The 21,881-nt window shown below is 66.9% G+C and carries 24 protein-coding genes; 5 read left to right on the top strand and 19 right to left on the bottom strand.

What is annotated here, in order from left to right; genetic code table 11:
- The first annotated feature begins 4 nt into the window (after positions 1 to 4).
- Positions 5 to 1,090, top strand: coding sequence for a dipeptidase (locus IEX71_RS13475; RefSeq protein WP_188837556.1), 1,086 nt, complete (start codon positions 5 to 7; stop codon positions 1,088 to 1,090).
- Between the two features lie 15 nt (positions 1,091 to 1,105).
- Here IEX71_RS13475 and IEX71_RS13470 read toward each other — a convergent pair whose 3' ends face one another.
- The 3 genes from IEX71_RS13470 to hxlB all read right to left on the bottom strand — a co-directional run bounded on the left by IEX71_RS13470 (position 1,106) and on the right by hxlB (position 3,839).
- The gene (locus IEX71_RS13470; RefSeq protein WP_188837555.1) at positions 1,106 to 2,404 is read right to left on the bottom strand and encodes a helix-turn-helix transcriptional regulator; all 1,299 of its coding nucleotides are present in this window, start codon (positions 2,402 to 2,404) and stop codon (positions 1,106 to 1,108) included.
- Between the two features lie 138 nt (positions 2,405 to 2,542).
- A complete protein-coding gene (gene hxlA, locus IEX71_RS13465) occupies positions 2,543 to 3,166 on the bottom strand; it encodes a 3-hexulose-6-phosphate synthase (RefSeq protein WP_188837554.1) in 624 nt (207 codons plus the stop codon).
- Between the two features lie 70 nt (positions 3,167 to 3,236).
- Positions 3,237 to 3,839 (bottom strand): 6-phospho-3-hexuloisomerase, encoded by a 603-nt coding sequence (hxlB, locus tag IEX71_RS13460; protein WP_373284644.1) that lies wholly within the window; start codon positions 3,837 to 3,839, stop codon positions 3,237 to 3,239.
- A gap of 197 nt (positions 3,840 to 4,036) precedes the next feature.
- Here hxlB and IEX71_RS13455 point away from each other — a divergent pair, with 197 nt between their 5' ends.
- Entirely contained in the window at positions 4,037 to 5,344 is a 1,308-nt protein-coding gene (locus IEX71_RS13455; protein WP_188837552.1) for a helix-turn-helix domain-containing protein, read from the top strand.
- Positions 5,345 to 5,407: 63 nt separating this feature from the next.
- Here the strand turns inward: IEX71_RS13455 and IEX71_RS13450 are convergent, their stop codons facing one another.
- From IEX71_RS13450 to tkt, 6 genes are all read right to left on the bottom strand, one after another.
- Complete coding sequence (locus IEX71_RS13450) at positions 5,408 to 6,433, bottom strand: 6-phosphofructokinase (protein ID WP_188837551.1); 1,026 nt, start codon at positions 6,431 to 6,433, stop codon at positions 5,408 to 5,410.
- A 9-nt stretch (positions 6,434 to 6,442) separates the two neighbouring features.
- On the bottom strand, positions 6,443 to 7,462 hold the full coding sequence (gene fbaA / locus IEX71_RS13445; RefSeq protein WP_188837550.1) for a class II fructose-bisphosphate aldolase: 1,020 nt from the start codon (positions 7,460 to 7,462) through the stop codon (positions 6,443 to 6,445).
- Positions 7,463 to 7,528: 66 nt separating this feature from the next.
- Positions 7,529 to 8,002 carry a ribose-5-phosphate isomerase gene (locus IEX71_RS13440; protein ID WP_188837549.1) on the bottom strand — a complete coding sequence of 158 codons (474 nt, stop codon included), beginning with the start codon at positions 8,000 to 8,002 and terminating at the stop codon, positions 7,529 to 7,531.
- 32 nt (positions 8,003 to 8,034) lie between these two features.
- A complete protein-coding gene (gene rpe / locus IEX71_RS13435; RefSeq protein ID WP_188837548.1) occupies positions 8,035 to 8,727 on the bottom strand; it encodes a ribulose-phosphate 3-epimerase in 693 nt (230 codons plus the stop codon).
- Positions 8,724 to 9,860, bottom strand: a complete 1,137-nt coding sequence (gene tal, locus IEX71_RS13430) for a transaldolase (protein WP_188837547.1) — start codon at positions 9,858 to 9,860, stop codon at positions 8,724 to 8,726. Before tal ends, rpe begins: the two co-directional genes overlap by 4 nt.
- Before the next feature lie 97 nt (positions 9,861 to 9,957).
- Positions 9,958 to 12,108: a transketolase gene (gene tkt / locus IEX71_RS13425; protein ID WP_188837546.1), complete on the bottom strand. Its 2,151-nt coding sequence runs from the start codon at positions 12,106 to 12,108 to the stop codon at positions 9,958 to 9,960.
- Between the two features lie 230 nt (positions 12,109 to 12,338).
- Between tkt and IEX71_RS13420 the strand changes: the two genes are divergently transcribed.
- Positions 12,339 to 13,283 (top strand): Dyp-type peroxidase, encoded by a 945-nt coding sequence (locus IEX71_RS13420; RefSeq protein WP_188837545.1) that lies wholly within the window; start codon positions 12,339 to 12,341, stop codon positions 13,281 to 13,283.
- A gap of 307 nt (positions 13,284 to 13,590) precedes the next feature.
- Here IEX71_RS13420 and IEX71_RS13415 read toward each other — a convergent pair whose 3' ends face one another.
- Genes IEX71_RS13415 through IEX71_RS13395 form a run of 5 tightly spaced genes read right to left on the bottom strand, consistent with a single transcriptional unit; the run spans position 13,591 to position 16,642 of the window.
- A complete protein-coding gene (locus IEX71_RS13415; RefSeq protein WP_188837544.1) occupies positions 13,591 to 13,809 on the bottom strand; it encodes a ferredoxin in 219 nt (72 codons plus the stop codon).
- Complete coding sequence (locus IEX71_RS13410) at positions 13,796 to 14,878, bottom strand: NADH-ubiquinone oxidoreductase-F iron-sulfur binding region domain-containing protein (protein ID WP_188837543.1); 1,083 nt, start codon at positions 14,876 to 14,878, stop codon at positions 13,796 to 13,798. Before IEX71_RS13410 ends, IEX71_RS13415 begins: the two co-directional genes overlap by 14 nt.
- Positions 14,875 to 15,435 (bottom strand): ferric reductase-like transmembrane domain-containing protein, encoded by a 561-nt coding sequence (locus tag IEX71_RS13405; protein ID WP_188837542.1) that lies wholly within the window; start codon positions 15,433 to 15,435, stop codon positions 14,875 to 14,877. The genes IEX71_RS13410 and IEX71_RS13405 overlap by 4 nt, the downstream gene beginning before the upstream one ends.
- Positions 15,432 to 16,376, bottom strand: a complete 945-nt coding sequence (locus IEX71_RS13400; protein ID WP_188837541.1) for an FAD:protein FMN transferase — start codon at positions 16,374 to 16,376, stop codon at positions 15,432 to 15,434. The genes IEX71_RS13405 and IEX71_RS13400 overlap by 4 nt, the downstream gene beginning before the upstream one ends.
- A complete protein-coding gene (locus tag IEX71_RS13395; protein WP_188837540.1) occupies positions 16,373 to 16,642 on the bottom strand; it encodes a hypothetical protein in 270 nt (89 codons plus the stop codon). Before IEX71_RS13395 ends, IEX71_RS13400 begins: the two co-directional genes overlap by 4 nt.
- 236 nt (positions 16,643 to 16,878) lie before the next feature.
- On the opposite strand from IEX71_RS13395, the gene IEX71_RS13390 reads away from it, so the two are divergent.
- Entirely contained in the window at positions 16,879 to 17,106 is a 228-nt protein-coding gene (locus IEX71_RS13390) for an SHOCT domain-containing protein (RefSeq protein WP_188837539.1), read from the top strand.
- A 20-nt stretch (positions 17,107 to 17,126) separates the two neighbouring features.
- On the top strand, positions 17,127 to 17,576 hold the full coding sequence (locus IEX71_RS13385; protein ID WP_188837538.1) for a universal stress protein: 450 nt from the start codon (positions 17,127 to 17,129) through the stop codon (positions 17,574 to 17,576).
- Between the two features lie 105 nt (positions 17,577 to 17,681).
- Here the strand turns inward: IEX71_RS13385 and IEX71_RS13380 are convergent, their stop codons facing one another.
- The 5 genes from IEX71_RS13380 to IEX71_RS13360 form a co-directional block, all read right to left on the bottom strand.
- Positions 17,682 to 19,010 (bottom strand): glycoside hydrolase domain-containing protein, encoded by a 1,329-nt coding sequence (locus tag IEX71_RS13380; RefSeq protein WP_229749716.1) that lies wholly within the window; start codon positions 19,008 to 19,010, stop codon positions 17,682 to 17,684.
- 121 nt (positions 19,011 to 19,131) lie between these two features.
- Positions 19,132 to 19,812 (bottom strand): BON domain-containing protein, encoded by a 681-nt coding sequence (locus IEX71_RS13375; protein ID WP_188837537.1) that lies wholly within the window; start codon positions 19,810 to 19,812, stop codon positions 19,132 to 19,134.
- Positions 19,809 to 20,699, bottom strand: coding sequence for an ABC transporter permease (locus IEX71_RS13370; protein ID WP_229749715.1), 891 nt, complete (start codon positions 20,697 to 20,699; stop codon positions 19,809 to 19,811). The genes IEX71_RS13375 and IEX71_RS13370 overlap by 4 nt, the downstream gene beginning before the upstream one ends.
- A complete protein-coding gene (locus IEX71_RS13365; RefSeq protein ID WP_188837536.1) occupies positions 20,696 to 21,397 on the bottom strand; it encodes an ABC transporter ATP-binding protein in 702 nt (233 codons plus the stop codon). The genes IEX71_RS13370 and IEX71_RS13365 overlap by 4 nt, the downstream gene beginning before the upstream one ends.
- A gap of 48 nt (positions 21,398 to 21,445) precedes the next feature.
- Complete coding sequence (locus IEX71_RS13360) at positions 21,446 to 21,880, bottom strand: pyridoxamine 5'-phosphate oxidase family protein (protein WP_188837535.1); 435 nt, start codon at positions 21,878 to 21,880, stop codon at positions 21,446 to 21,448.
- Position 21,881: the final 1 nt, after the last annotated feature.

Genomic DNA, 21,881 nt, shown 5'->3' with positions numbered 1-21,881 from the left:
GCCGATGCTCATCGATGGGCACAACGATCTCGCCTGGGCAATGCGACAGCAGTACGCCTGCGATTTGGATCTGGTGGACCTGACATGCCGGGTTCCAGGGCTCCACACCGACCTTCAGCGGCTCGCTGCGGGCGAGGTCGGTGGGCAGTTCTGGTCCGTCTACGTCTCCCCCGAGCTGTACTCGGGTCCCGCGGCCGTGATGGCCACACTCGAACAGATCGACTTCATCCACCGATTGGTCGCTCGATATCCCGAACGTCTGGTGCTCGCGACCACCGCGGACGAGGTCGTGGCGTCAGGCTCTCGGATCGCCTCGCTGCTCGGCATGGAGGGCGGTCACTGCATCGACGAGTCACTTCCGGTGCTCCGCGTGATGCGCACACTCGGTGTGCGGTACATGACGCTGACGCACAACAAGAATGTGCCGTGGGCGGACGCTGCGACGGATGAACCCGTACTCCGCGGACTGTCCGAGTTCGGTGTGGACGTAGTACGCGAGATGAATCGACTGGGAATGATGGTCGATCTCTCCCACGTGTCGCCGGACGTCATGCGACACGCCCTGCGGGTCAGTGCCGCTCCGGTGATCTTCAGCCATTCCTCGGCCCGTGCACTGTGCGACCATCCACGAAATGTCCCCGATGATGTCCTTGAAACTCTGGCCGACAACGACGGCGTCTGCATGGTGACCTTCTTGCCCGCCTTCGTGTCACCAGAGGTGCGGCAATGGAACAAGGACCTCGCGGACACGGCGCAGCAGCGAGGGGTCGTCAAGGGCGACCCCGACTACCGCCGGCTGGTCCACGATCTCAGCACCGCGTCACCATGCCCGACCGCCACCTTGGATCAGGTCGTCGATCACATCGAGCACGTACGCGAGGTCGCGGGCATCGACCACGTCGGGATCGGTGGCGACTACATGGGCGCGGAGGACATGCCGAGCGGCCTCGAGGATGTGTCGGGTTATCCGAGACTGTTCGCCGCACTTGTCGACCGTGGATGGTCGTGCTCCGACCGCACGAAGCTTGCGGGCGAGAACGCGATCCGCGTACTCCGGGCATCGGAGGACGTGGCGACCGCGACACTCTGAGACTCTGAGGTCCAGTCAGCCCCGCGCAGCGACCAGATGTCCGGCTCCCGCTGACCCGGTCGAAACAACGCCTGCGCGGATCGCGACGGCTGCCGCCTCGCCCCGGTTGGCCACTTCCAGCTTCCTCAGCACGCTGGCCACGTGGAACTTGATGGTGCTCTGAGTGACTCCGAGTTCGTCGGCGATGGTGCGATTGCGTTTGCCCTCCGCAAGGTGACCCAGCACCTCCATCTCTCGGGGATTCAAGCTCGACAGCAGGTGCTCGTCGGGTCGAGCAGCAGGTGGATCCAGTGGAAGCGTCAGCTTCACGCAGTTTCCCCACCCGGGGATCGAGTCGACCTCCAATTGCCCTCTGAGGGTTCGTAGGCGTCCCATCAGTTGCAGGCTCAGCGCATTGCTGTCGATCGAGCCCGGCCCGTTGTCGCGGATCTCGAGCAGAACGTTCTCGCCGTCGCAATCCCACGCGATCCGCAAGCGGTCCAGCGCAGGCTGGGCACAGCAGGCGAGGACGACTGCGCGCACCATCGCACGCGCCGCGACGGCGACTTCGCCGGGCAGCGGGCGGCCGTCAGCGGGCGGCGCGGCGTACTCGACGTCGACCTCCTGGAACTTCAACAACGGCCCCAGTTCGCCTTGCAATCGGGCGAACGCCGTGGTCACAGCTTCCTCTGACAGTTCGCGGTCGACGGCGCTCGTGGATCGCAACGAGGTGAGCGCGGCGGACGCTGTTTCGCTGGCCGTGATGCGGGCACGGCGATCGTCGAGGTCTCGCGACCGCAGGGTTCCCAGGATGGTGGACAGGGTCGCCTCATGTACCCCGGTCAGTTCGACGATCGTGCGGGCGCGCTCGCTCGATGCCGCCCGGGACTCCGCGAGGTAGTCCGGACTGGCCTGAGCCACCTGGTGGTGGATGGCCATGGCCACCAGCCCGAACATCGCCGCGACCTCCTCGAGACTCAGAGTCGCCCGCAGATGCGTCGGGACCATCACGAGGAGAATGTCGCTGAGGTCGCGGACCGCCCAGATCCGGTGTTTCGATCCGGCGAGGACAGCCTCCGAGTCGCAGCTGGTTCCCAGTTCGAGCGACTCCTTGATCGCTTCCAATTCCTCGATCGTCACCCGGGCGACCACGTCCTTCTTACCGGCTACTTTCCGGGGGCGCCCGGTGCATTCCCGCGTGAAGATCACCAACGCATCGTGAGATCTCGTGCCCAGGAACGCGGAGAGCCGCGCCGCGATATCGGGGAGTGGGCCGTCGACCACCTTTCGCATGTCGACCCACCGAGCTGACTGTGACTGCTCGACGTCGTCCATGGTCACCACCTGTCCAGTAGTACGTCCACCTGTCGAAAATGAGTGAGCCCGTCAACGTACGAGCCTGTGTAAATGCAGGGAGGGTGGCGCCCCTCGGCCTCTCGGCTCTGGGACGCCACCCCCTGGCGGCACGGAACTTCAGGCGATGGCGGCGCGAAGCTGCTTGGCGGCCAGGCCCGGGTCGTCGGCGCTGTAGATGGATCCGCCGACGACTGCGACGTCGGCACCGGCGCGCTGCACGTCGCCGATCGTCTTCAGGTTGACTCCGCCGGCGACGGAGAACGGGACACGTGCCTGTTCTCCGGAGCTGAGCAGCCCGTTCAAGTCGTAACCGGGCTGCGCCTGCTCGTCCAGGCCGGCGTGCATCTCGACGAACTTCGCGCCCAATGCGCGAACCTCCTTCGCACGAGTGACCTTGTCGGCCACGCCGATCAGGTCGACGACGACGCCCTTGTTGTGAGCGGTCGCGGCCTTGACAGCACCGGCGATGGTCGAGTCGTCGGCGGCGCCCAGAATCGTGACGAGGTCGGCGCCGGCCTTGAACGCGATGTCCGCCTCGAGCTCACCGGCGTCCATGGTCTTCAGGTCTGCGAAGACGATCTTGTCCGGGTGGGCTTCCTTGACCGCGGTGATCGCGGCCAGTCCTTCACTCTTCACCAGCGGGGTGCCGAGTTCGATGATGTCGACGAATTCGGCGACCTGCCCGGCCAGCGTGAGCGCAGCCTCGGTGGTCAGCACGTCCATGGCGACTTGCAGCTTCATGATGTGTCTTCCTTCTTCTAGTGATGTGCGATGTGTGGTTGGACTGTTGGTCAGGGGATCGACCGGCGACCTACTCGAGGTTGGCGTGGCGCAGCCACAACTCCTCCGCGGGCGACGCGTCGTTGTCCCAGAGCGAGGCGAAGAGTGCCTCGGTGGCGACGAACAGCGCCTGCTCGAACAGGGACCCGGCGTACTGTCGCGAAACGGTCGACCCGTGGTCGGTCTTCTGCGCAGCAGGGACGACTACAACGGCATCAGCGAGCTTCGCCAACGGAGAACTGGCATTGGTGGTGAAGACGCCGATGCGGGCACCGATCCGGGAGGCGGTTTCGGCAGCCTTCACCACGCCCGAAGTGGTGCCGGATCCGGAGGCCACGATTAGCAGGTCGCTGGCATCGATGGCGGGGGTGGTGGTGTCTCCGGCGACATGCACGGTGAGGCCCAGGTGCATCAACCGCATCGCAGTCATCCGGAGCACCAGCCCGCTCCGGCCTGCGCCGGCGACGAACACGCGGCTCGACCGGCCGAGGTGCTCGGCAAGGGCGGCCAACTCGGTCGCGTCGATCTTGCCGACGGTCTCGGTGATCTCACTGCTGACGAGGCGTAGGTTGCGAGCAATGTCTTCGGAAGAGCTGAACACGGCGGGCGTCGAAGTGACTGCGGAGGTCACGATGTGATCCCTTCGGCTCGGTGGGTGATCCGTAGCGACCCGGATGGCTGCTGCGGCGATGGTCACCATGCTTTCGGATCGAAGTGATAGGTGGAACACTGTTTTGTGACGGTCTTCACTACACTTTCGAGTTGTTTCGTTCCTGCACACTGCCAAGTGCGGGTACGCCGAATCCCGACCGGTGACTTCAGAGGACGCACATGACCCACCTCCATGACCACCTCGATGCCCACTCCGACGCCCACCTCGACCTGCCGTGGCAGCTCCTGAACAGCGTGGCTGCGGTGACCGATGCCCCGCTGGCGCAGATCGCCGACCGGCTGCGGGAGGCCACCGTCCCTTACGTGGCCGGCAGCGCGCTGATCATCTTCACCGAGGACTGCACCGGAAGGCCGCAGAAGAAGGCCGGCGACGAGGAGATCATCTCCCGCGTGTCGATAGCCGAGTTGGACGCGCTCCGCGCGCTCGTTCCGGACGAGGTTCCCTGGTTCGGCGAGGCCGCGGTCGGCGACCGGACACGACCCGTGCTGGCGCTCCAGCACCCGTCCAGCCGGGCGCTGCTGATCCTGACCGACCCGGACCCGGCCGAGCGGGAGGAGTGCGGCGACCGGTTGGAGGTCGTCACCTATCTGTGGGGTCTCGCAGCCCGCAGGATCCACGAGAAGGTGACGGACGCGCCGCCGTCATACCTGGCGGAATCACGAGCGGCCTCGGCTGAACGGGTGCGGGTGACCGCGGAGTTGACCGACCTGCACTCGACCACCCTGGAGACCTTGCTCGCCGCGCTGCGCTCGTCCGGCCTCGACGACGCCACTGCTCGGTCGACCGTCACCGACCTGACCGCCAAGGCGCTGATCGAGCTGCGAACCCTCAGCGACCGCACCACCGACATGGTGGAGGAGCCGGTGGCCACGGCGTTCGAGCGGCTACGCGAGGATCTGCGTCCACTGACGCGTTTCAGCGGAATCGACGTGGAGTTCATCGAACCCCCGTTGAACGGGCGCGCGCTGCCCGGTGAGGTCGGACACGCGGCCCGGGCGATCGTCCGTGGCCTGGTGCTGGCGATGATGGAGCAGCCCGCGATCAGCAGGATCCGGACCCAGTGGGACTGTGATGGGGAAAACCTGCTGATCAATATCCGCGACGACGGAAGCGGTGCACTGTCTGCGTCGGCACCCAACATCAGCCGGCTGAATCGGCAGGTGGAAGCTCTGTCCGGACAGCTGCGCTTGGACGTCATGTCGGGTTGGGGGGCGGATGTCTTCGTGACGCTTCCGCTGGATCCGCCCGCGGCCCCGTCCGGTGAGATCGCCGGGTGGAACCTCGCCGCCCGGGAGCTGGAAGTGCTGCAGCTGCTCGCAGCCGGACTCCGAAACCGCGCCATCGCAGTCAGCCTGGGGATCAGCGAGAACACCGTCAAGTTCCATGTGCGCAAACTGTTCAAGAAACTAGGCGTGGGATCGCGCACCGAGGCGATCGCGCTGGCGCACAGTCACGGTATCCAGTGAGCAGCACCGTCTCACGACGGTCAGGTGGGTAGTCGTCCCGTCGTCTGACGAGTTCTGCCGTGGCTACCCGAACAGGATGCGGGCCTCGTCGTAGCGGTGTTGCGGCACGACCTTGAGTTGCCCGAGCGCATCCTCGAGCTCGACGTGGACAATCTCGGTGCCGCGCAGCGAGACCATGGTTCCCCACTGGCCATCCACCACGGAGTCGATGGCCGCCATCCCGAGCCGGGTCGCGAGCACCCGATCGAACCCGGTAGGGGTCCCCCCGCGTTGGATGTGGCCGAGGGTCGTGGCTCGGGTCTCGATCCCCGTGCGGGCCTCGAGTTCCGGCGCGAGTTGGTTCGCGATGCCGCCCAGCCGCGGCCTGCCGAAGGCATCCAGACCGTTCTCGGAGTGCGCTTGCTGCATCTCGTCGGTGGTGAACCCCTCGGCGACGACCACCAACGGTGCCCGGCCACGCTCGTCGGCGAGTTTCACCCATCCGGCGATCTGATCCATGCTCACCTGTTGCTCCGGTATGAGAATGACATGGGCGCCCGACGCCATCCCGGAGTGCAGCGCGATCCACCCGACGTGCCGTCCCATCACCTCGGCGATCATGCACCGATGGTGCGACTCACCGGAGGTCCGCAGTCGGTCCATGGCTTCGGTCGCGATCTCGATCGCGGTGTCGAATCCGAAGGTGTAATCAGTGGCGTCCAAGTCGTTGTCGATCGTCTTGGGCACCCCGACGACCTTGATCCCGGCATCGGAGAGCCGCTTCGCCGCGGCCAGCGTGCCCTCTCCGCCGATCGCGATGATGGCGTCGATGCCCAGATCGGCCATGTGACGCCCGATCACGTCAGGGCCGCCACCGTTCTCGAACGGGTTGGTGCGCGAGGTGCCCAAGATCGTGCCGCCCAGCTTGCCGATCCCGCGGACCATCCGGCGCGGCAACTCGATGGCGTCCCCCTCGACGACCCCGCGCCACCCACCCCGGTAGCCCATGAATTTCTGCCCGTGGACGGCGATACCTTTCAGCACCGCGCCGCGAATGACCGCGTTGAGTCCGGGGCAGTCTCCCCCGGATGTGAGGATGCCGATCTTCATGGCACGAGGTCAGATCGACTTGCCGGCGGAACCGAGTTGGGTGGCGGCCTCGACAATGCGGGCCGCCATCCCCTGTTCGGCGGCGGCACCCCACGTCCGCGGGTCGTACAACTTCTTTGTGCCGACCTCGCCATCGACCTTCAGGACGCCGTCGTAGTTGCCGATCATGTGGCCGGCGACCGGGCGGGTGAAGGCGTACTGGGTGTCGGTGTCGATGTTCATCTTGACCACGCCGTAGGAGACCGCATCGCTGATCTCCTGCTCGGTCGACCCCGATCCGCCGTGAAAGACGAGATCGAACGGTCGTTGTTTCCCGACTGTGGCCCCGACCTTCTCCTGTATGTCGGAAAGGATCTCCGGGCGCAGCTTGACGTTGCCGGGTTTGTAGACGCCGTGCACGTTGCCGAACGTCAAGGCGGTGAGGTACCGACCGTGCTCGCCCGCACCGAGTGCCTCGATGGTCGCCTGCCCGTCCGCGACAGTGCTGTAGAGCTTGTCGTTGATGGCATTCTCGACGCCGTCCTCCTCACCACCAACGGTGCCGATCTCGACCTCGAGGATGATGTGGGCGGCGGCAGCACGAGCCAGGAGTTCGCGACCGATGTGCAGGTTGTCCTGCAGGCTCTCGGCGGAGCCGTCCCACATGTGGGAGTTGAAGATCGGGTTCTCGCCGCGCTTGACGGCGTCCTCCGAGGCCGTCAGGAGCGGCAGCACGAAGTCGTCGAGCTTCTCCCGAGGGCAGTGGTCGGTGTGCAGGGCGATGTTGACCGGGTAGTTGCGCGCGGCCTCACGGGCGAACGCGGCGAAGTTGAGCGACCCCGCGACCATGTTCTTGATCCCCGCGCCGGACCAGTACGCCGCGCCTCCGGTGGAGACCTGCACGATGCCGTCGGAACCGGCGTCGGCGAAGCCCTGCAGAGCAGCGTTGAGAGTCTGTGACGAGGTCACGTTGACCGCGGGGTACGCAAATCCGGCCGCCTTGGCGCGGTCGATCATCTCGGAGTAGGTCTCCGGGCTTGCAATGGGCATGGCTTCCTTCTCACTGACGCTGTAACGGTCGTGGCTGCGGGTGGCGGGTGCCGCCAGGGGCCGGACTCAGTCCGGAACCTCGCCGGTGGCCTCGTAACCGGCGATCTTGCCGATGCGGCGCCGGTGGCGCTCGGCGTTGCTGAACGGCTCGGCCAGGAATGCCTCGATGAGGGCGGTTGCCTCCTCGACGCTGTGCTGACGTCCGCCCACGGCGACGACGTTGGCGTCGTTGTGTTCGCGAGCCAACGTCGCCGTCTCGGTGTTCCACACCAGCGCCGCGCGCACACCCTTCACCTTGTTCGCGGAGATCTGCTCACCGTTACCGGAGCCTCCGAGCACGATGCCGAGGGCGTCGACGCCGGCGGCCTGGTCGCTGACGACGGCCTGTGCCGCATTGATGCAGAACGACGGGTAGTCGTCCTCGGCGTCGTAGTTGGAGGGGCCGTGGTCGACCATCTCGTAGCCCTTGGCGGAGAGGCTGTCGATCAGAGCTGCGCTCAGCTCCAGACCGGCATGGTCGGTCGCGATGTGTACGCGCATGGGTGGGGCCTTTCGGGGAAGGGTGGTCGGAGTCAGCTCGAGTGCGCCGGCTGGCGCGACATCGCGAGCAGGCCGCCCGCGCGCAGCGCTTCGATGGCGTCGGCGGGCGACGGCTTGCCGTAGACCGACGAGCCGGCGACGAACACGTCGGCACCGGCCTCCGCGGCACGGGTGATGGTTTCCTCGGTGATGCCGCCGTCGACCTGGATGGCCAGGTCGAGGTCCGCACCCTGTATGGCGGCGCGGGCGCGGCGGATCTTCGGCACCGTGACGTCCAGGAACGACTGACCGCCGAAACCGGGCTCCACGGTCATGATCAGGAGCATGTCGAGCTCGGGGAGTATGTCGAGGTAGGGCTCGATCGGGGTGGCCGGTCGAAGCGCCATACCCGCCTTGGCTCCGCGTGCGCGCAGTTCCCGCGCCAGTTTGATCGGAGCGCTGGACGCCTCGACGTGGAAGGTCACCGACGACAGGCCGAGGTCGGCATACGCCGGGGCCCAGCGATCCACCTCCGCGATCATCAGGTGGGCGTCCAGGGGCACCGGGCTGACCTTCTGCAACCGCTCCACCACGGGCAGGCCGAGGGTCAGGTTCGGCACGAAGTGGTTGTCCATCACGTCGACGTGCGCGGCATCGGCGTTGCTGATCCGCGCCAGCTCCGCCTCGAGGTTGGCGAAGTCGGCCGACAGGATGCTCGGGTTGATGCGACAGGTCTGGGCGCTCATGACCGTGCCTGACTCAGCGAACCCGAGGCCGTCTTCAGCGCGTTCTGAACGTCGGCGAGGAGCTCGGACCAGCTGGCGACGAACTTCTCCAGTCCCTCGGACTCCAGCTGTCCCACGACGTCGTCGTACGAGATGCCCAGGTCCTCGAGCGCCTTCAGTGCCGCGGCGGCCTCGTCATACGTGCCGGAGATCGTGTCACCGGTGACCTCACCGTGGTCGAACGTCGCGTCGAGCGTCTTCTCCGGCATGGTGTTGACCACGTCGGCCGCAACCAGTTCGGTGACATACAGGGTGTCGGGGTATGCCGGGTCCTTGACACCGGTGGACGCCCACAGGGCGCGCTGCGGACGAGCACCCTCTGCGGCCAGGGCCGACCAGCGGTCGGTGGCGAACTCCTGCTCGTATGCCTGGTAGGCCAGTCGCGCGTTGGCGAGCGCGGCCTTCCCGCGCAGCGCGGCAGCCTCCGGGGTGCCCAGCGCGTCCAGCCGCTTGTCGATCTCGGTGTCCACGCGGGAGACGAAGAAGGACGCCACCGAGTGGATCTGCGACAGGTCGTGTCCGCTCTTCTTGGCCTGCTCCAGGCCGCTCTGGAAGGCGTCGATGACCGCTCGGTAACGGTCCAGGGAGAAGATCAGGGTGACGTTGACGCTGATGCCCTCGGCGAGCACCGCGGTGATCGCGCCCAGGCCCTCGACGGTGGCCGGGATCTTGATCAGCACGTTGTCCTTGGCGACCTTCTGGTACAGCCGCTTCGCCTCGGCGATCGTGCCCTCCGTGTCCCATGCCAGGCGAGGGTCGACCTCGATCGAGACCCGGCCGTCGACGCCCTGTGTCGCGGCGGCGGTGCCGGCGAACAGGTCGCACGCGTCCGCCACGTCGGCGGTGGTGATCTCGAAGATCGCCTCGTCGACGCCGGCACCCTGTCCGGCGAGCTGCTCGATCTTGGGGGCGTAGTCACTTCCGGAGGTGATCGCGGCCTGGAAGATGGACGGGTTGGTGGTCACGCCGACGACGTTCTTCTCGTCGATCAGACGCTGCAGGCTGCCGCTGTCCAGTCGCTCGCGGGACAGGTCGTCCAGCCAGATGGACACGCCGGCTGCGGAGAGCTGGGCGGTGGGAGTCGAAGTGGGCATGTCGTGCCTTCTTCCGTGCAAAGGGTGATCAGGTGGATTTCGGTCGGCGCCCCGGAGGAGCCCCACGGAACGCCGACCGAAGTGGGTGGCCGTCCGCTCAGTTGGCGGCGGCAGAGATGGAGTCCCGAGCGGCGGCGACGACGGCCTCCGTGGTGATCCCGAACTCCTGGAACAGACGCTGGTAGTCAGCCGAGGCCCCGTAGTGCTCGAGGCTGACGCTGCGGCCGGCGTCGCCGACGATGCCCTTCCAGGTCAGGTCCAGGCCGGCCTCGACGGAGACGCGGGCGGTGACCGAGCTGGGCAGGACCGACTCGCGGTAGGCCTCGTCCTGCTGGTTGAACCACTCCAGGCACGGGACCGAGACCACCCGGGTGGCGATCCCGTCGGCCTGCAGGGCCTCGCGCGCCTCGACAGCGAGCTGGACCTCGGAGCCGGTGGCGATCAGCAGCACCTGCGCCGGCACGGTGGCACCGTCACGGGACGCCTCGGCGAGCACGTAGGCGCCGCGCGCCGCGCCCTCGGCCGAGCCGAAGGTGTCTCCGGCGGCGGCACCCTCGCCACGGGCGAAGACCGGGATGTTCTGGCGGGTCAGCACCAGTCCGGCCGGGTTCTCCTGGTTGCCCAGGACGGTTTTCCACGCGACCGCCACTTCGTTGGCGTCACCGGGTCGGACCACGTCCAGGCCCGGTATGGCGCGCAGGGTGGCCAGCTGCTCCACGGGCTGATGCGTCGGGCCGTCCTCGCCCAGGCCGATCGAGTCGTGCGACCACACGTAGATGGAGGGCACGCCCATGAGTGCGGACAGCCGGATGGCCGGACGCTGGTAGTCACTGAAGATCAGGAACGTGCCGGAGTACGCACGGGTGGGACCACTGAGGTGGATGCCGTTCACGATCGACGCGGCGGCGTGCTCACGGATGCCGAAGTGCAGCACCCGACCCTCGGGATTGCCCGTCCACGACTGGGTCGAACGCGACGCCGGGATGAAGGACGGCGCTCCCTCGATCGTGGTGTTGTTGGAGCCGGCCAGGTCGGAGGACCCACCCCACAGCTCCGGCATCACGCCCGCGATCGCGTTGATGACCTTGCCGGACGCTGCACGGGTGGAGACGTCCTTGTCCGCCGGGAACTCCGGCAGGACGCTGTCCAGCTCGGCCGGCAGCTCGCCTGCTTCGATCCGCTGCAGGAGCTTGGCCAGGTCCGGGTTGGCCGACTGCCAGGCGGCAAACGACTCCTGCCACTCCGCACGGGCCGCCGTTCCGCGCCCCACCACTGCACGGGCGTGTGCCAGCACGTCGTCGTCGATCTCGAAGCTGACCTGCGGGTCGAAGCCCAGGACCTCCTTCAAGCCGGCGACCTCTTCAGCGCCGAGCGCCGCGCCGTGGATCCCGCCGGTGTTCTGTTTCTTCGGCGAGGGGTACCCGATGATCGTGCGCAACGAGATGATCGAGGGGCGGGAGGTCTCCGACTTCGCCGCGACGAGAGCGTCATACAGCGCCTCGACGTCCTCGACGTACTCGCCGGTGCTCGTCCAGTCCACCCGCTGGGTGTGCCAGCCATACGACTCGTACCGCTTGAGAACGTCCTCGGTGAAGGCGATGTCGGTGTCGTCCTCGATGGAGATGTGGTTCTCGTCGTACACCACCACCAGGTTGCCCAGCTCCTGGTGTCCGGCGAGTGAGGACGCCTCGGAGGTCACGCCCTCCTGCAGGTCACCGTCGGAGGCGATCACCCAGATGGTGTGGTCGAACGGACTGGTCCCAGCCGGTGCGTCGGCGTCGAGCAGACCACGCAGACGTCGCTGCGAGTAGGCGAAGCCCACCGAAGATGCGAGACCCTGGCCCAGCGGGCCGGTGGTGATCTCCACACCGGCTGTGTGCTTGTACTCCGGGTGACCGGGCGTCAGGGACCCCCACGTGCGCAGTGCCTCCAGGTCCTTCATCTCCAGGCCGTATCCCGACAGGTAGAGCTGGAGGTACAGGGTCAACGAGGAGTGCCCCGGGGACAGGATGAAACGGTCCCGGCCTGACCACTGCGCATCGGCCGGGTCGTGCCGCATCAGCTTCTGGAACAGCAGGTACGCGGCGGGTGCCAGGCTCATCGCGGTGCCAGGGTGGCCGTTGCCGACCTTCTCGACAGCGTCGGCCGCGAGCACCCGGATGGTGTCGACCGCGCGCTTGTCGACGTCGGTCCAGTCCAGCTCGGCGGGTGCGGCGGGGGGCGGGGTGGAGGTGGCTGTTGTAGTCACTGTCTTGTCCCTTCGAGGTGATCGTCGATCTGCGGGGCCGAATGGCTGCTTCGTGGGTTGATGACCATCCTGTCCGGACCAAAGGGGTAGTGGTAACGCTGTTTTGTGACGGTTCTCACTACACTTTCGGATTGGCCCCACGTCGCTGACCCACCCCGACGGCGCTGTCGCCGGACACGAGCTGGCGCCGGGATCGCGATGATGCTCGGGCGGTGTCATAACCTTCCGGCATGAGTGAGGTCGCCACACCACAACCACAGGACGTCGCCAAGCCACTCAGCCAGTCGGCGGCGTTCTTGGTATTGACGATCGACGAGACCGAGGAGGCGATGCGGACCGCCCGCTCCGTGGTTGCCAGCACGGACGACCTCGTCAAGAACGTGCGGATCCGGGCCGCGGACAACTTCTTCAGCTGCAATGTCGGCATCGGCCATCGTGTCTGGGACCGCCTCACCGGCAAGCCGGCTCCCAAGGAGCTCAGGCCGTTCTCCGAGATCAAGGGTGCCAAGCACACCGCCGTCGCGACCCCAGGCGATCTGTTGTTCCACATTCGTGCGGACAACATGGGCCTGATCGTGGAGTTCGAGAAGATTCTGCTGGAGGCCTTCGGCGCTGCGGCGACCGCCGTCGACGACGTCGCCGGCTTCCGGTACTTCGACGCCCGTGACCTGCTCGAGTTCGTCGACGGCACTGCGAACGCGAGTGGACCGGACGCCGAGCACGACACGATCGTCGGGTCGGAGGACCCGGCATACGCCGGCGGCAGCTACGTCGTGACCCAGAAGTACCTGCACAACCTGGGCGACTGGCGCAGCCAGTCGACCGAGACCCAGGAGGCCATCATCGGCCGCACCAAGTTCGACAACCTCGAGCTGCCCGACGCCGGCGCAGACGAGCAGAAGGCGCACAAGACGCTGTGCACGATCGAGGACGAGGACGGCGAACACGACATCCTGCGTGACAACATGCCGTTCGCGAACCCTGGCAAGGGCGAGTACGGCACCTACTTCATCGGCTACTCGCGGTACTTGTGGGTGATCGAGAGGATGCTGGAGCGCATGTTCATCGGTGCGCCGCCGCCGCTGCACGACCGGATTCTCGACTTCTCGACCGCCGTCACCGGCTCGACCTTCTTCGTGCCGGCCCGCCAGTTCATCGCCGACCTCGACGGCTGAGCAGATGAATCGGCGCCGGTCCGGTCACGTCGCGGTGATCGGTGCTGTCAGGGGTGCCAACTGGCTGGCAATCATGGGCGCATCATGCTTGTCGTGCCGCACGATGACCGACAAGTGCGCGATCCCGTCTGCTGAGTCACCGTTCGCGCGCTCGCCTCACCGTCAGGACAGTCCGGGACAGCACCGGTCTCGGGTTGGCGAACGGGCACGCCGTCGCTCGGTCACACGACGGAAGTCTCGACATCGCCAGCGTGCCGGGCGACACGACGTTCACCGTGACCCTGCCGGTCGACCGCACCGTATGACGTCAGGTGGGGCGCCTGAACAGCAGAGCGCGGGCAGGGCACGCCTCCACCAACACACGTGCTTCCTCGGGGGGCAGGGTCAGCCGGGACTGGATCGGGTAGCCGAACTCATCGAGCTCGACAGCACCGTCCGACATGACGGCGCAGACACCGTGCGCGGTGCAGGCGACCCGGTCGACGATGACCTCGGCGACCTCCGCCTCCCGCCTAGCGCGCCGCACCGGCCCGCTCCTTCATCGCGACGCACGCACCCGCGAGGTGAGCTTCGACATCGGCCCGGAAGGTCCGCAGCGCGGACGAGATGAAGCCGGCAATGCCGTCCGGGTATCGGCAGGCACCGCGGCCCGGCAGCAGGCGAAGTCGCTGCTGCAACAGCGCGAACTCGTCATACGCCAGCGCACCGTCGGCGAGTTGCGCAACCTGTGTGGCGACCGCGGGCACGCCGAACATGCACGGTCCGCACTGCCCTGCGGACTCCCCCGCAGCAAATCGCGCCAACCGCGTGACGTACTGCAGCGGACACGCCGAGCGCTCGAGGACATGGATCGCCCCGGTGCCCGTGCGCAGCCCGTGTGGTGCCAGCGCCGCGTTCGACCAGGCCACGGACCACGCATCGCCCGCCGAGAGCCAGCCGCCGCTGAGTCCGCCGATCCCGACCGCGCCGACCTCGAAAGCACCTGCGGCGGTGAGCAATTCACGCATGGGCACACCGGCTGCTGTGTCATAGACACCCGGCCGCTCAACGCTGCCGCCGATGGTGACCAACCGGGGACCCGGCTCGTCCGGCGTGCCGAAACCACGGAACCGGCCCGGTCCGTACTGCGCGATCTGGCTGATCCGCCATACGGTCTCGGCGTTCAGGACCAGCGTCGGACGCAGGCGGTGCCCCTGCGAGTCCCTCCCGCCGCGGGCGATCGGCTCGTGTCGCATCACGGGACGGGCCAGCCCTCCGTGCAGCAGGCTGACCAGTGCGGACTCCTCCGAGGCGACATACCGTGCCGGCACCGAAAGGACGCGCAGCCCGGCCTCCAGGAGACGGTCCTCGGTGTCGCTGCCACGGTGGGCCGCCCAGTGCACCTTCCGCGCGACCAGGCCGGCTCCGTGCTCCAGCTCGCGCAGGTGCTCGGCGACCACCAGCGCGTCCTTGTGCGTCCCGACCTCGCCGTCGCAGGCGTTGACGATGAGCTCGGCACGGTTGTCGAAGGCGGCCCGCAGCTTGACGCTGGTTGGGAACATCGCGCCGCCCCGACCGGTCAGTCCGGCCTCGTCGAGTAGGTCTGTCAGGCTCATGTCCACTCCTGCCGTAGGACTTCGCGCCGACGGGCGCTGTCGTGGTGGGTGCCGGCCAGCCGCCACAGCACGGCTGCCGTGCCGATGACGCCGCAGCCGATCGTGGTGAAACGGAGCAGTGGCTCGTTGCCGGTGCTCATCGAGATGCCGTGCCACAGCGTCAGCGGCCACATCACGAAGCTGGACCGGTGGACCAGACGCCAGACGCGTTCACTGATCCGGCGCCGCAGCAACGACGTCACGACGACGGCGGCCACGATGTCGGCGCCGAGCGCACCGAGGCCGACGGCGAAACGACGGTATGACGAGGCGAACGGCAGCACCGCCGCGACGACATTGATGTGCACGTAGGTGTCGATGATCGCGGTCGCGATGTGCAGCACGAGGAACACCAGCATGCCGAGCGCCAGACTGCGGTGCACGGACTGCACGATCGTCGTCCGGCTGCCCACACTGCGCCGGGCGCCGGAGAGGAACATGCCCAGCACCATCACGGTCGTCATCAGCACGATGCTGATCACGCCCGTCGCCCGGGAGACGTACCACAGGAACGTCATGACGCTCGCTCCCCCAGGAACACCCGTGGCCAGCCGGGTGTGAAGTGCACTTCCCCTTGCTCGGACACCAGCCGGGCCGGGATGCCCCGGGTGGTCAGCCAGGCGACTGCGGCGTCACCGAGCACGATGGCGGCCGTCGTTGCCGTGTTCGCCTCGAGGGCGGATGCGGCGACACAGGTCACCCGCCACCAGGTACGTGCCACCGGTCGACCGGTCGTCGGGTCGAGCAGATGGTGCCGGGTGGCCCCACCCACCTGCCAGCGGCGTCGATCGATGCCGGAGGTAGCCACCCCGTGACTGGTGACCGTGATGCGGGCGTTCTCGGCCGGCGCATCGTCGGTGGCGATCACCCAGCCGCCGGTGGGTGGCTCGCCCGCCACGGCAACGTCGCCGCCCAGGTCGACCAGGAAACCACCGGCTTGCTCAGCGGCGAGGTCGGCGGCCAGCCGGTCGGCCGCCGTGGCCTTGCCCGTCGCACCCAGATCGATCAACGTGCCGGTCGCGAAGGTGACGGTGCCCGCCGCCGGGTCGAGGCTCAGGTCCCGCAGCGTACTCGGAGTCGTCGTGAATTTCTTGCCCGCAGAGACACTTTCGTCAACCTGTCGAGAGAGTATGTCGTCGAGATCGGCGTCATACCCGTTGGCCTCCATCGCCCGGCCGAGCGTCGGGTCGACCAGCCCACCGGTCACATCCGCCGCCCACAATGCGTCCTGGATCAGCGACCGCAGGAGTGGCGTGGCGGGCGCCGTGATGGTCCTGTGCGGGGACGACATCGCTGCCAGTCGCGCCACCTCGGAGTCGGCGCGAAACCGTGAGGCCGTGGCGTCGAGGTCGAGCAACCAGGTGACAGCGAGGTCACCTGCGTCCGGCAGGGCGCTCTCGTCGGCCCCCACGATGCGGCAGTCGACACCGAGCGCTCGGAACTCGAACGATCCGGTCATGACGAGTGCGACTGAGCGTGCGTCGGCTGCGTCGACGACGGCGCGCTCACCGAAGGCACGGTGCTGAAGGTGCTGGATGAGGAGGACGACGGCCCTGATGTGGTCGGTGTCGTGGCCGGCGCCGACTTGGCCGTCGAGGGACTGGTCGATGCCGAGTTGGTCGGTGCGTCGACCGCGAGATGTGCGGTGAGCGCGAGCGTGGCGACGGCACCCAGGCCCAGCGCAGCGCGGCTGAGGCGGCGTGCATTACGAACTGCGGCGATCATGACGAAATCCTTTCCAGAGCTACGCCTTCAATCCTGCGGGGCGAACTTCTCAACCGCCTCAGCACCGGCTATGGACATGTGCAGTCTTTCGCGACGCCATGTAGAGCCGGTGACACCGGCCGAATCAGTAGGCATCGCTGCGGAATCGACGCACTGCCCAAGGACCTTCGACCCTGTGACGTTCGGTGTCCGAGAGTCAGGCTGGTCGCAAATCGTTCAGTAGGAGGTTCGTGATGATGGGTTGGTCAGATGGGGTCGACAACGCCGACGCCTGGATGACGGTCTGCGGGTTCGTGGTCGGTGTGGCGCTCCTCGCCTGCACGATCGTGCTGATCCGGGCGAGCTATCGGGATCGATCGCAGGAACCTCTGTCCGAGGCAGAGCGTGCGCTGCGACTGCGCCTCGCCCGCGGAGAGATCGACGTGGACGAGTTCCTCAGAGAACAGTCCGTGCTGCGGCGCTGAAGCATGATGGAGGGATGAACATGTCGATCGAGCACGACAACCGCGTCATCGTCGTAGGCGTCGATGGGTCAACGGGGTCGCTGAGGGCGATGCGCTGGGCCATCGGCGAGGCGTCTCTACGCGGCTGCGCCATCGAGGCCGTCACGGTGTGGCACGCCGGCTCGTACGGTGCCGCCACTGGTCAGGCCGCGGAAGATCTCCGCGCCCAAGTGGTCAAGGAAGCCTGCAGCGATGTGTCCGACGGGCCACCGATCTCGGAGGAGATCGAGACGGGCGTCCCCGAGGAGGTTCTGGTGGCTCGCTCCCAGCGGGCGAGCCTGCTCGTCATCGGCAGTCACGGGGTCGGCTCGATCCGGCATGCGGCGCTCGGCTCGACGAGCGAGTACTGCTCGCGGATGGCAGCTTGTCCGGTGGTCGTGCTGCCGACGCCGGCCGACGGCGACCGGCACACCGAAATCGCCGAGTGTTAGGCGGAGTGCCCCGCCGTCGGTGGGCACTCATCACGTCTGCCAGCGCGGGAACGTAGCGGCAGACCATGAGCCCGATCGCACGGGCGCCGGTGCCAAAGGTCCCGTTCAGCAGCGCCGGATGGGCGAGCTGTAGGTCGTACTGCTCGGGCTCGATACGTAGTAGTCACTCACCCAGGAACCGTCCGAGAGGCGGCCCCAGACCGAAGTCGTGTAGACCGACGATCCGCGCGACTGGCAGGAGACCCAGGCCAGCGAACCTTCCGGCAGCGTCCCGCGTAGCGCGTAGGTCGGTCCCGGGCCGGCACGACGGTTCAGACTCGGCGGAGTGGTCTGGTACGGATAGGTGCACTTCGGCAGCGGCTTGCTGTATGTCGTCTTGGACGGCGTGCTGAGGTAGTAGTCGGTGACGTAGGCCCCGTTGCTCAAGCGGTCCCAGACCGCGGTGCTGTGCACCGTGGTTCCGTACGTCTGACACACCACCCGCAGCGTCGTACCGGGGGCGTAGGAACCCTGGACCGTGGCGCTCGTGGTCGGTGCGTTGCGATAGTTCAGGGGCACCGTGCTGATGACTTTGAAGGGCAGACCGACGGTCGCCACGGGCGCGTCGAAACGGTCGCTGTCGATGTTCAGGCTCACCCCGCCCCAGGTCTCCGTGTGGTCACCGCGGTACTGCTTGCCGCGCTGACCGTTGGACCAGTGCAGGTTCGAGATCCCCGACCAACCGGTCAGTGACGGGTTGAGATCCCATCGGGCGATCCACAGCGCATCCGGTCGTGCATAGACCGTTGAGCTGTAGGTCTGGGAGAGGTGCAGCGCGCCGGAGTAGAGATGTGCGTAGACCCCGGAGACGAATCCCTGTCGGTGCAGTTCCTTGGTCCACGCGGACAGATAGGTCAGCACCGCCGTGCGGCAAGAAGCATTCGTCGCGTCGTAGTGCTCCATGTCGCCGTAGATGGCGCTCCCCGGTCGCATACCCAGGGCGCGTGCCTTGGTGATGGCGTCGGCAGCCTGCGACTTGCCTTGTGCCGCAGCAAGACTCGGGGTGATCTTCTGCGCGTTGGGACGATAGGTGCACGGTGCCTGAAGTCCCATGTAGATCGGCACGATGGCCCACCCCTGTCGGCTCACGGTGGTGACCCAGGTCGCCGTCAGTTGAGGTTGGGCACAGGTGCGGTTGGCGCCACCGATGTAGACGCCTATCCCGCGGTACGAGGAAGCGCGCCAGGCCATCATCTGTGCGGTCGTGGGCGCGGTGCAGGTGTCGAACGCCAAGCCGCTGAACCGGGTTGCGCTCGAGCCGGTCGGGTAGGTCACGGACGTCGCCGGCACGGCAGCGGCGGACGGTACGGACCCGAAGGTGATGGCCACTGCCGCGAGGAGACTCGAGAACATCCAGGCCAGCGGCCGACCCAGGTGGAACGTGATGTGGAACATGAACCATATGGTCGCCGTGGTCGACGCCTGCGACTATGGACCAAAGTCCCGAGATCGACCACCGTTCAGTACTTTTCGAGGGACCTCTGCGTTTGACGACACAACGGTGCGCGTCGGCTTCTCAACGGGCGATGTGAAGGTTGTTGTGCACTTTCGTCACCCCAGGAGTGTTCCAGGCGATGTGCCCCGCTTGGCTGCGCTCCGCCCAGGTCTGCACCGTCCCGGTCAACTCGATCTCGGTGCCGTTGGTATGGACGTGGATGTGATCGGCCTCGACCTGCGCGTTCCGCACCAGTGCCGCCCGAATGTTCAGCTTCGCCGAGTCTGCGGCGAATGGCAGCTGCGGAACGATTTTGATGTCGTTCTGCACCGAGTGCACGCCTGGCAGGTTCTCCATCATCCGGCCGGCGACGTTGCGTTGATAGTTCCACGGAACCGTGCCGGTCAGCGTGACCTGGTGATCGTGGACGATGGCTTGCACAGTGCGAGGCACGGAGCTGCTTCTTTCGAGGGCCTGTCGGGCGTGCGCCGCGATGCCGGTGTCGTCGCGGGCGGCCTGATGGGACCACACCACAATCTCGTCGGCGACCGAGGTGACACCTGCCACGCGCAGTGTCGCCGCGACCGCGGCTGACTTCTCGGGGTACGTGTTCACTTGTCCCGACAGGGTGATCGCGCCGCTATTGACGGACACGCCGACGTTATCGGCATTCACGTTGGACGCCCAGGACAACTCCTCGGTGACGCTGCTCTTCAACTCGTGATCGGTGATTTGCTGTGTTCGTGTGTGTGTCTGTGTCATGTACTCAGGTTGCCCCTCGCACCGAGACGGGAAGAGGGCCGAAGGTCCCGACAGTGCGACATACGCACCCAGCTGAGCCGGCATGCGCTCCTGACCGGATGCAGGTCCTTGGTCCATGCTCTTTGAAGACGGCTGTCACCCAGTATCTCTGCGGTCATCGGGTTTGGCGCGGCATCGAAACAGCGCCGAGGATGAGGGCCGCCGACGCGAACGCCGCGAGTATTGCGACGTTTCGCAGCACGTCCCCCGTCGGTGACGGCTGGTCGCCGATGGCGGTGAGCGCACGGACGGCATACGTCATGGGCAGTATGTCGGCGAGGGCCTGCAGACCGCGGCATCGAGCTGTGCGGAACGAGCAGGCCACACAGATAGATCTGCGGACCGATGACCAGCGGCATGAACTGGACAGCCTGGAACTCCGTGCGCGCGAAGGCACTGGCCAACAGTCCGGTGGCCACCCCGACGGCGGCGGAGACCGCCGCGACCAGTAGCACCCACACGATCGGGCCTGCTGTGGTCACACCGAGGGCCCACACGCTCACGCACACCAGCACAACCGATTGGGCGGTGGCAGCCAGGCTGAAGGCGATGCCATATGCGGCGAGCAGATCCGCTCGGTGCAGCGGGGTGGTCAGCAGGCGTTCCAACGTGCCGGAGGTCCGCTCGCGCAGCATGGCGACAGAGGTGATGAGGAATATCACCAGCATGGGCAGAATCCCGAGCATTGTCAGGGCAATTCGGTTGAACACGGGACCGCCGCCATAGATGAAGTAGAGCAGGGTCAGCAGCAGCGCCGGCACCGCGATGATCATCGCCACGGTCCGCGGGTCGGCACGCAGCTGCTGCAGGATGCGGCGGATCGTCGCGCCGAGGATCCGGGCGCTCACGGCGTCTCCTCGGAGCGGATGAGCCGCAGAAAAGCCTCGTCGTATGACGAGGCGGCGGTTCGGTCGAGCAGTTGGGCGGGAGACAGATGCGCGAGCAACCGACCGTCGCGCAACAACAGCACGCTGTCGCATCGTGCGGCCTCGTCCATCACGTGACTCGACACGAGCAACGTGGCACCTCGCGCAGCCACCGACTGCAGGTGACTCCAGATCTCCTCGCGGGTGACCGGATCGAGACCGACCGTCGGCTCGTCGAGCACCAGGAGCGCAGGTGCTCCGATGAGTGCGCAGGCGAGCGACGCCCGGCTCGCCTGCCCGCCGGAGAGCCGGTCCACCCGGCGACCGGCCAGGTCGGCGAGCCCAACAGCTGCAATTGCCCGGTCGGCGCTGTCCCGCGAATGTCCCTGCAGCGCAGCGAAATACGTCGCGTTCTGAGACACGGTCAACTCTCGGTAGACGCTGACTGCCTGGGTGACGTATCCGACGTCGTGTTGCAGAGCGGCCGATCCGGGCCGCTGCCCGAGAACGGTGAGTTCGCCTGACGCCACACGTTGCACGCCGACGATCGAACGCATCAGGGTCGTCTTGCCGCAGCCGGACGGACCCATGAGTCCCACCACCGCACCCGCCGGCACATCGAAGGTCAGGTCGTGCAACACCGCGTTGCCGTGCAACGACACATCGAGGGTGGCGTGCACGGATCGCGGGCTGCTTCGTCACCCACCGAGTGTCCACCTCGGCGGCCGTCAGGTCGCGAAGGTCCGCAACAGGTCGACCGCAGCGAAGCGCCGGCCGCTGATCGTCTCGGGGTGGATCCGCATCAGGTGGGGCTTCGCACCCGGCTCCCAGGGGAAGACCGGAAGCCGCAGCAGGTCCAGGACTTCGTGCAGCCGGGCCACCTCGGTCGCGAAACCGGTCACCAGCACACTCCATGCCGTCTTCGTCTCGGCGTCGTAGCCGTCGACCTCGAAGGCGACGTGCTCGCCGACCGCGGCGTCCAGTTTGGTGCCCGAGCCGGTCCGGAAGAGGATGTCGCCCTCGTGGACGGCGTGGTTGACCGGGTAGATCTCCGGGCGTCCGGCGACGATCACGCCGAGTCGGCCGATCGCTGCGTCCTGGAGCAGCGCGATGCACTGCTCGGTGGTAAGTTGCTGGGTTCGTGGATGTGTCGATGTTTGCATA

Origin of the sequence: Flexivirga endophytica (assembly GCF_014640635.1) — a bacterium.
In the GTDB taxonomy this organism is placed as follows: Bacteria; Actinomycetota; Actinomycetes; order Actinomycetales; family Dermatophilaceae; genus Flexivirga; species Flexivirga endophytica.
This window is presented reverse-complemented; position numbering and strand designations above follow the sequence as displayed.

What these genes read in the sequence shown, in the direction of transcription:
- IEX71_RS13400 (WP_188837541.1), bottom strand. Translation starts at nt 16,376, where the DNA reads ATGACCGGATCGTTCGAGTTCCGAGCGCTCGGTGTCGACTGCCGCATC.
- IEX71_RS13440 (WP_188837549.1), bottom strand. Translation starts at nt 8,002, where the DNA reads ATGCGCGTACACATCGCGACCGACCATGCCGGTCTGGAGCTGAGCGCA.
- IEX71_RS13405 (WP_188837542.1), bottom strand. Translation starts at nt 15,435, where the DNA reads ATGACGTTCCTGTGGTACGTCTCCCGGGCGACGGGCGTGATCAGCATC.
- hxlA (WP_188837554.1), bottom strand. Translation starts at nt 3,166, where the DNA reads ATGAAGCTGCAAGTCGCCATGGACGTGCTGACCACCGAGGCTGCGCTC.
- IEX71_RS13455 (WP_188837552.1), top strand. Translation starts at nt 4,037, where the DNA reads ATGACCCACCTCCATGACCACCTCGATGCCCACTCCGACGCCCACCTC.
- IEX71_RS13360 (WP_188837535.1), bottom strand. Translation starts at nt 21,880, where the DNA reads ATGCAAACATCGACACATCCACGAACCCAGCAACTTACCACCGAGCAG.
- IEX71_RS13470 (WP_188837555.1), bottom strand. Translation starts at nt 2,404, where the DNA reads ATGGACGACGTCGAGCAGTCACAGTCAGCTCGGTGGGTCGACATGCGA.
- IEX71_RS13380 (WP_229749716.1), bottom strand. Translation starts at nt 19,010, where the DNA reads ATGTTCCACATCACGTTCCACCTGGGTCGGCCGCTGGCCTGGATGTTC.
- IEX71_RS13420 (WP_188837545.1), top strand. Translation starts at nt 12,339, where the DNA reads ATGAGTGAGGTCGCCACACCACAACCACAGGACGTCGCCAAGCCACTC.
- IEX71_RS13410 (WP_188837543.1), bottom strand. Translation starts at nt 14,878, where the DNA reads ATGAGCCTGACAGACCTACTCGACGAGGCCGGACTGACCGGTCGGGGC.
- IEX71_RS13385 (WP_188837538.1), top strand. Translation starts at nt 17,127, where the DNA reads ATGTCGATCGAGCACGACAACCGCGTCATCGTCGTAGGCGTCGATGGG.
- fbaA (WP_188837550.1), bottom strand. Translation starts at nt 7,462, where the DNA reads ATGCCCATTGCAAGCCCGGAGACCTACTCCGAGATGATCGACCGCGCC.
- IEX71_RS13450 (WP_188837551.1), bottom strand. Translation starts at nt 6,433, where the DNA reads ATGAAGATCGGCATCCTCACATCCGGGGGAGACTGCCCCGGACTCAAC.
- IEX71_RS13390 (WP_188837539.1), top strand. Translation starts at nt 16,879, where the DNA reads ATGGGTTGGTCAGATGGGGTCGACAACGCCGACGCCTGGATGACGGTC.
- tal (WP_188837547.1), bottom strand. Translation starts at nt 9,860, where the DNA reads ATGCCCACTTCGACTCCCACCGCCCAGCTCTCCGCAGCCGGCGTGTCC.
- IEX71_RS13395 (WP_188837540.1), bottom strand. Translation starts at nt 16,642, where the DNA reads ATGATCGCCGCAGTTCGTAATGCACGCCGCCTCAGCCGCGCTGCGCTG.
- rpe (WP_188837548.1), bottom strand. Translation starts at nt 8,727, where the DNA reads ATGAGCGCCCAGACCTGTCGCATCAACCCGAGCATCCTGTCGGCCGAC.
- IEX71_RS13375 (WP_188837537.1), bottom strand. Translation starts at nt 19,812, where the DNA reads ATGACACAGACACACACACGAACACAGCAAATCACCGATCACGAGTTG.
- IEX71_RS13475 (WP_188837556.1), top strand. Translation starts at nt 5, where the DNA reads ATGCTCATCGATGGGCACAACGATCTCGCCTGGGCAATGCGACAGCAG.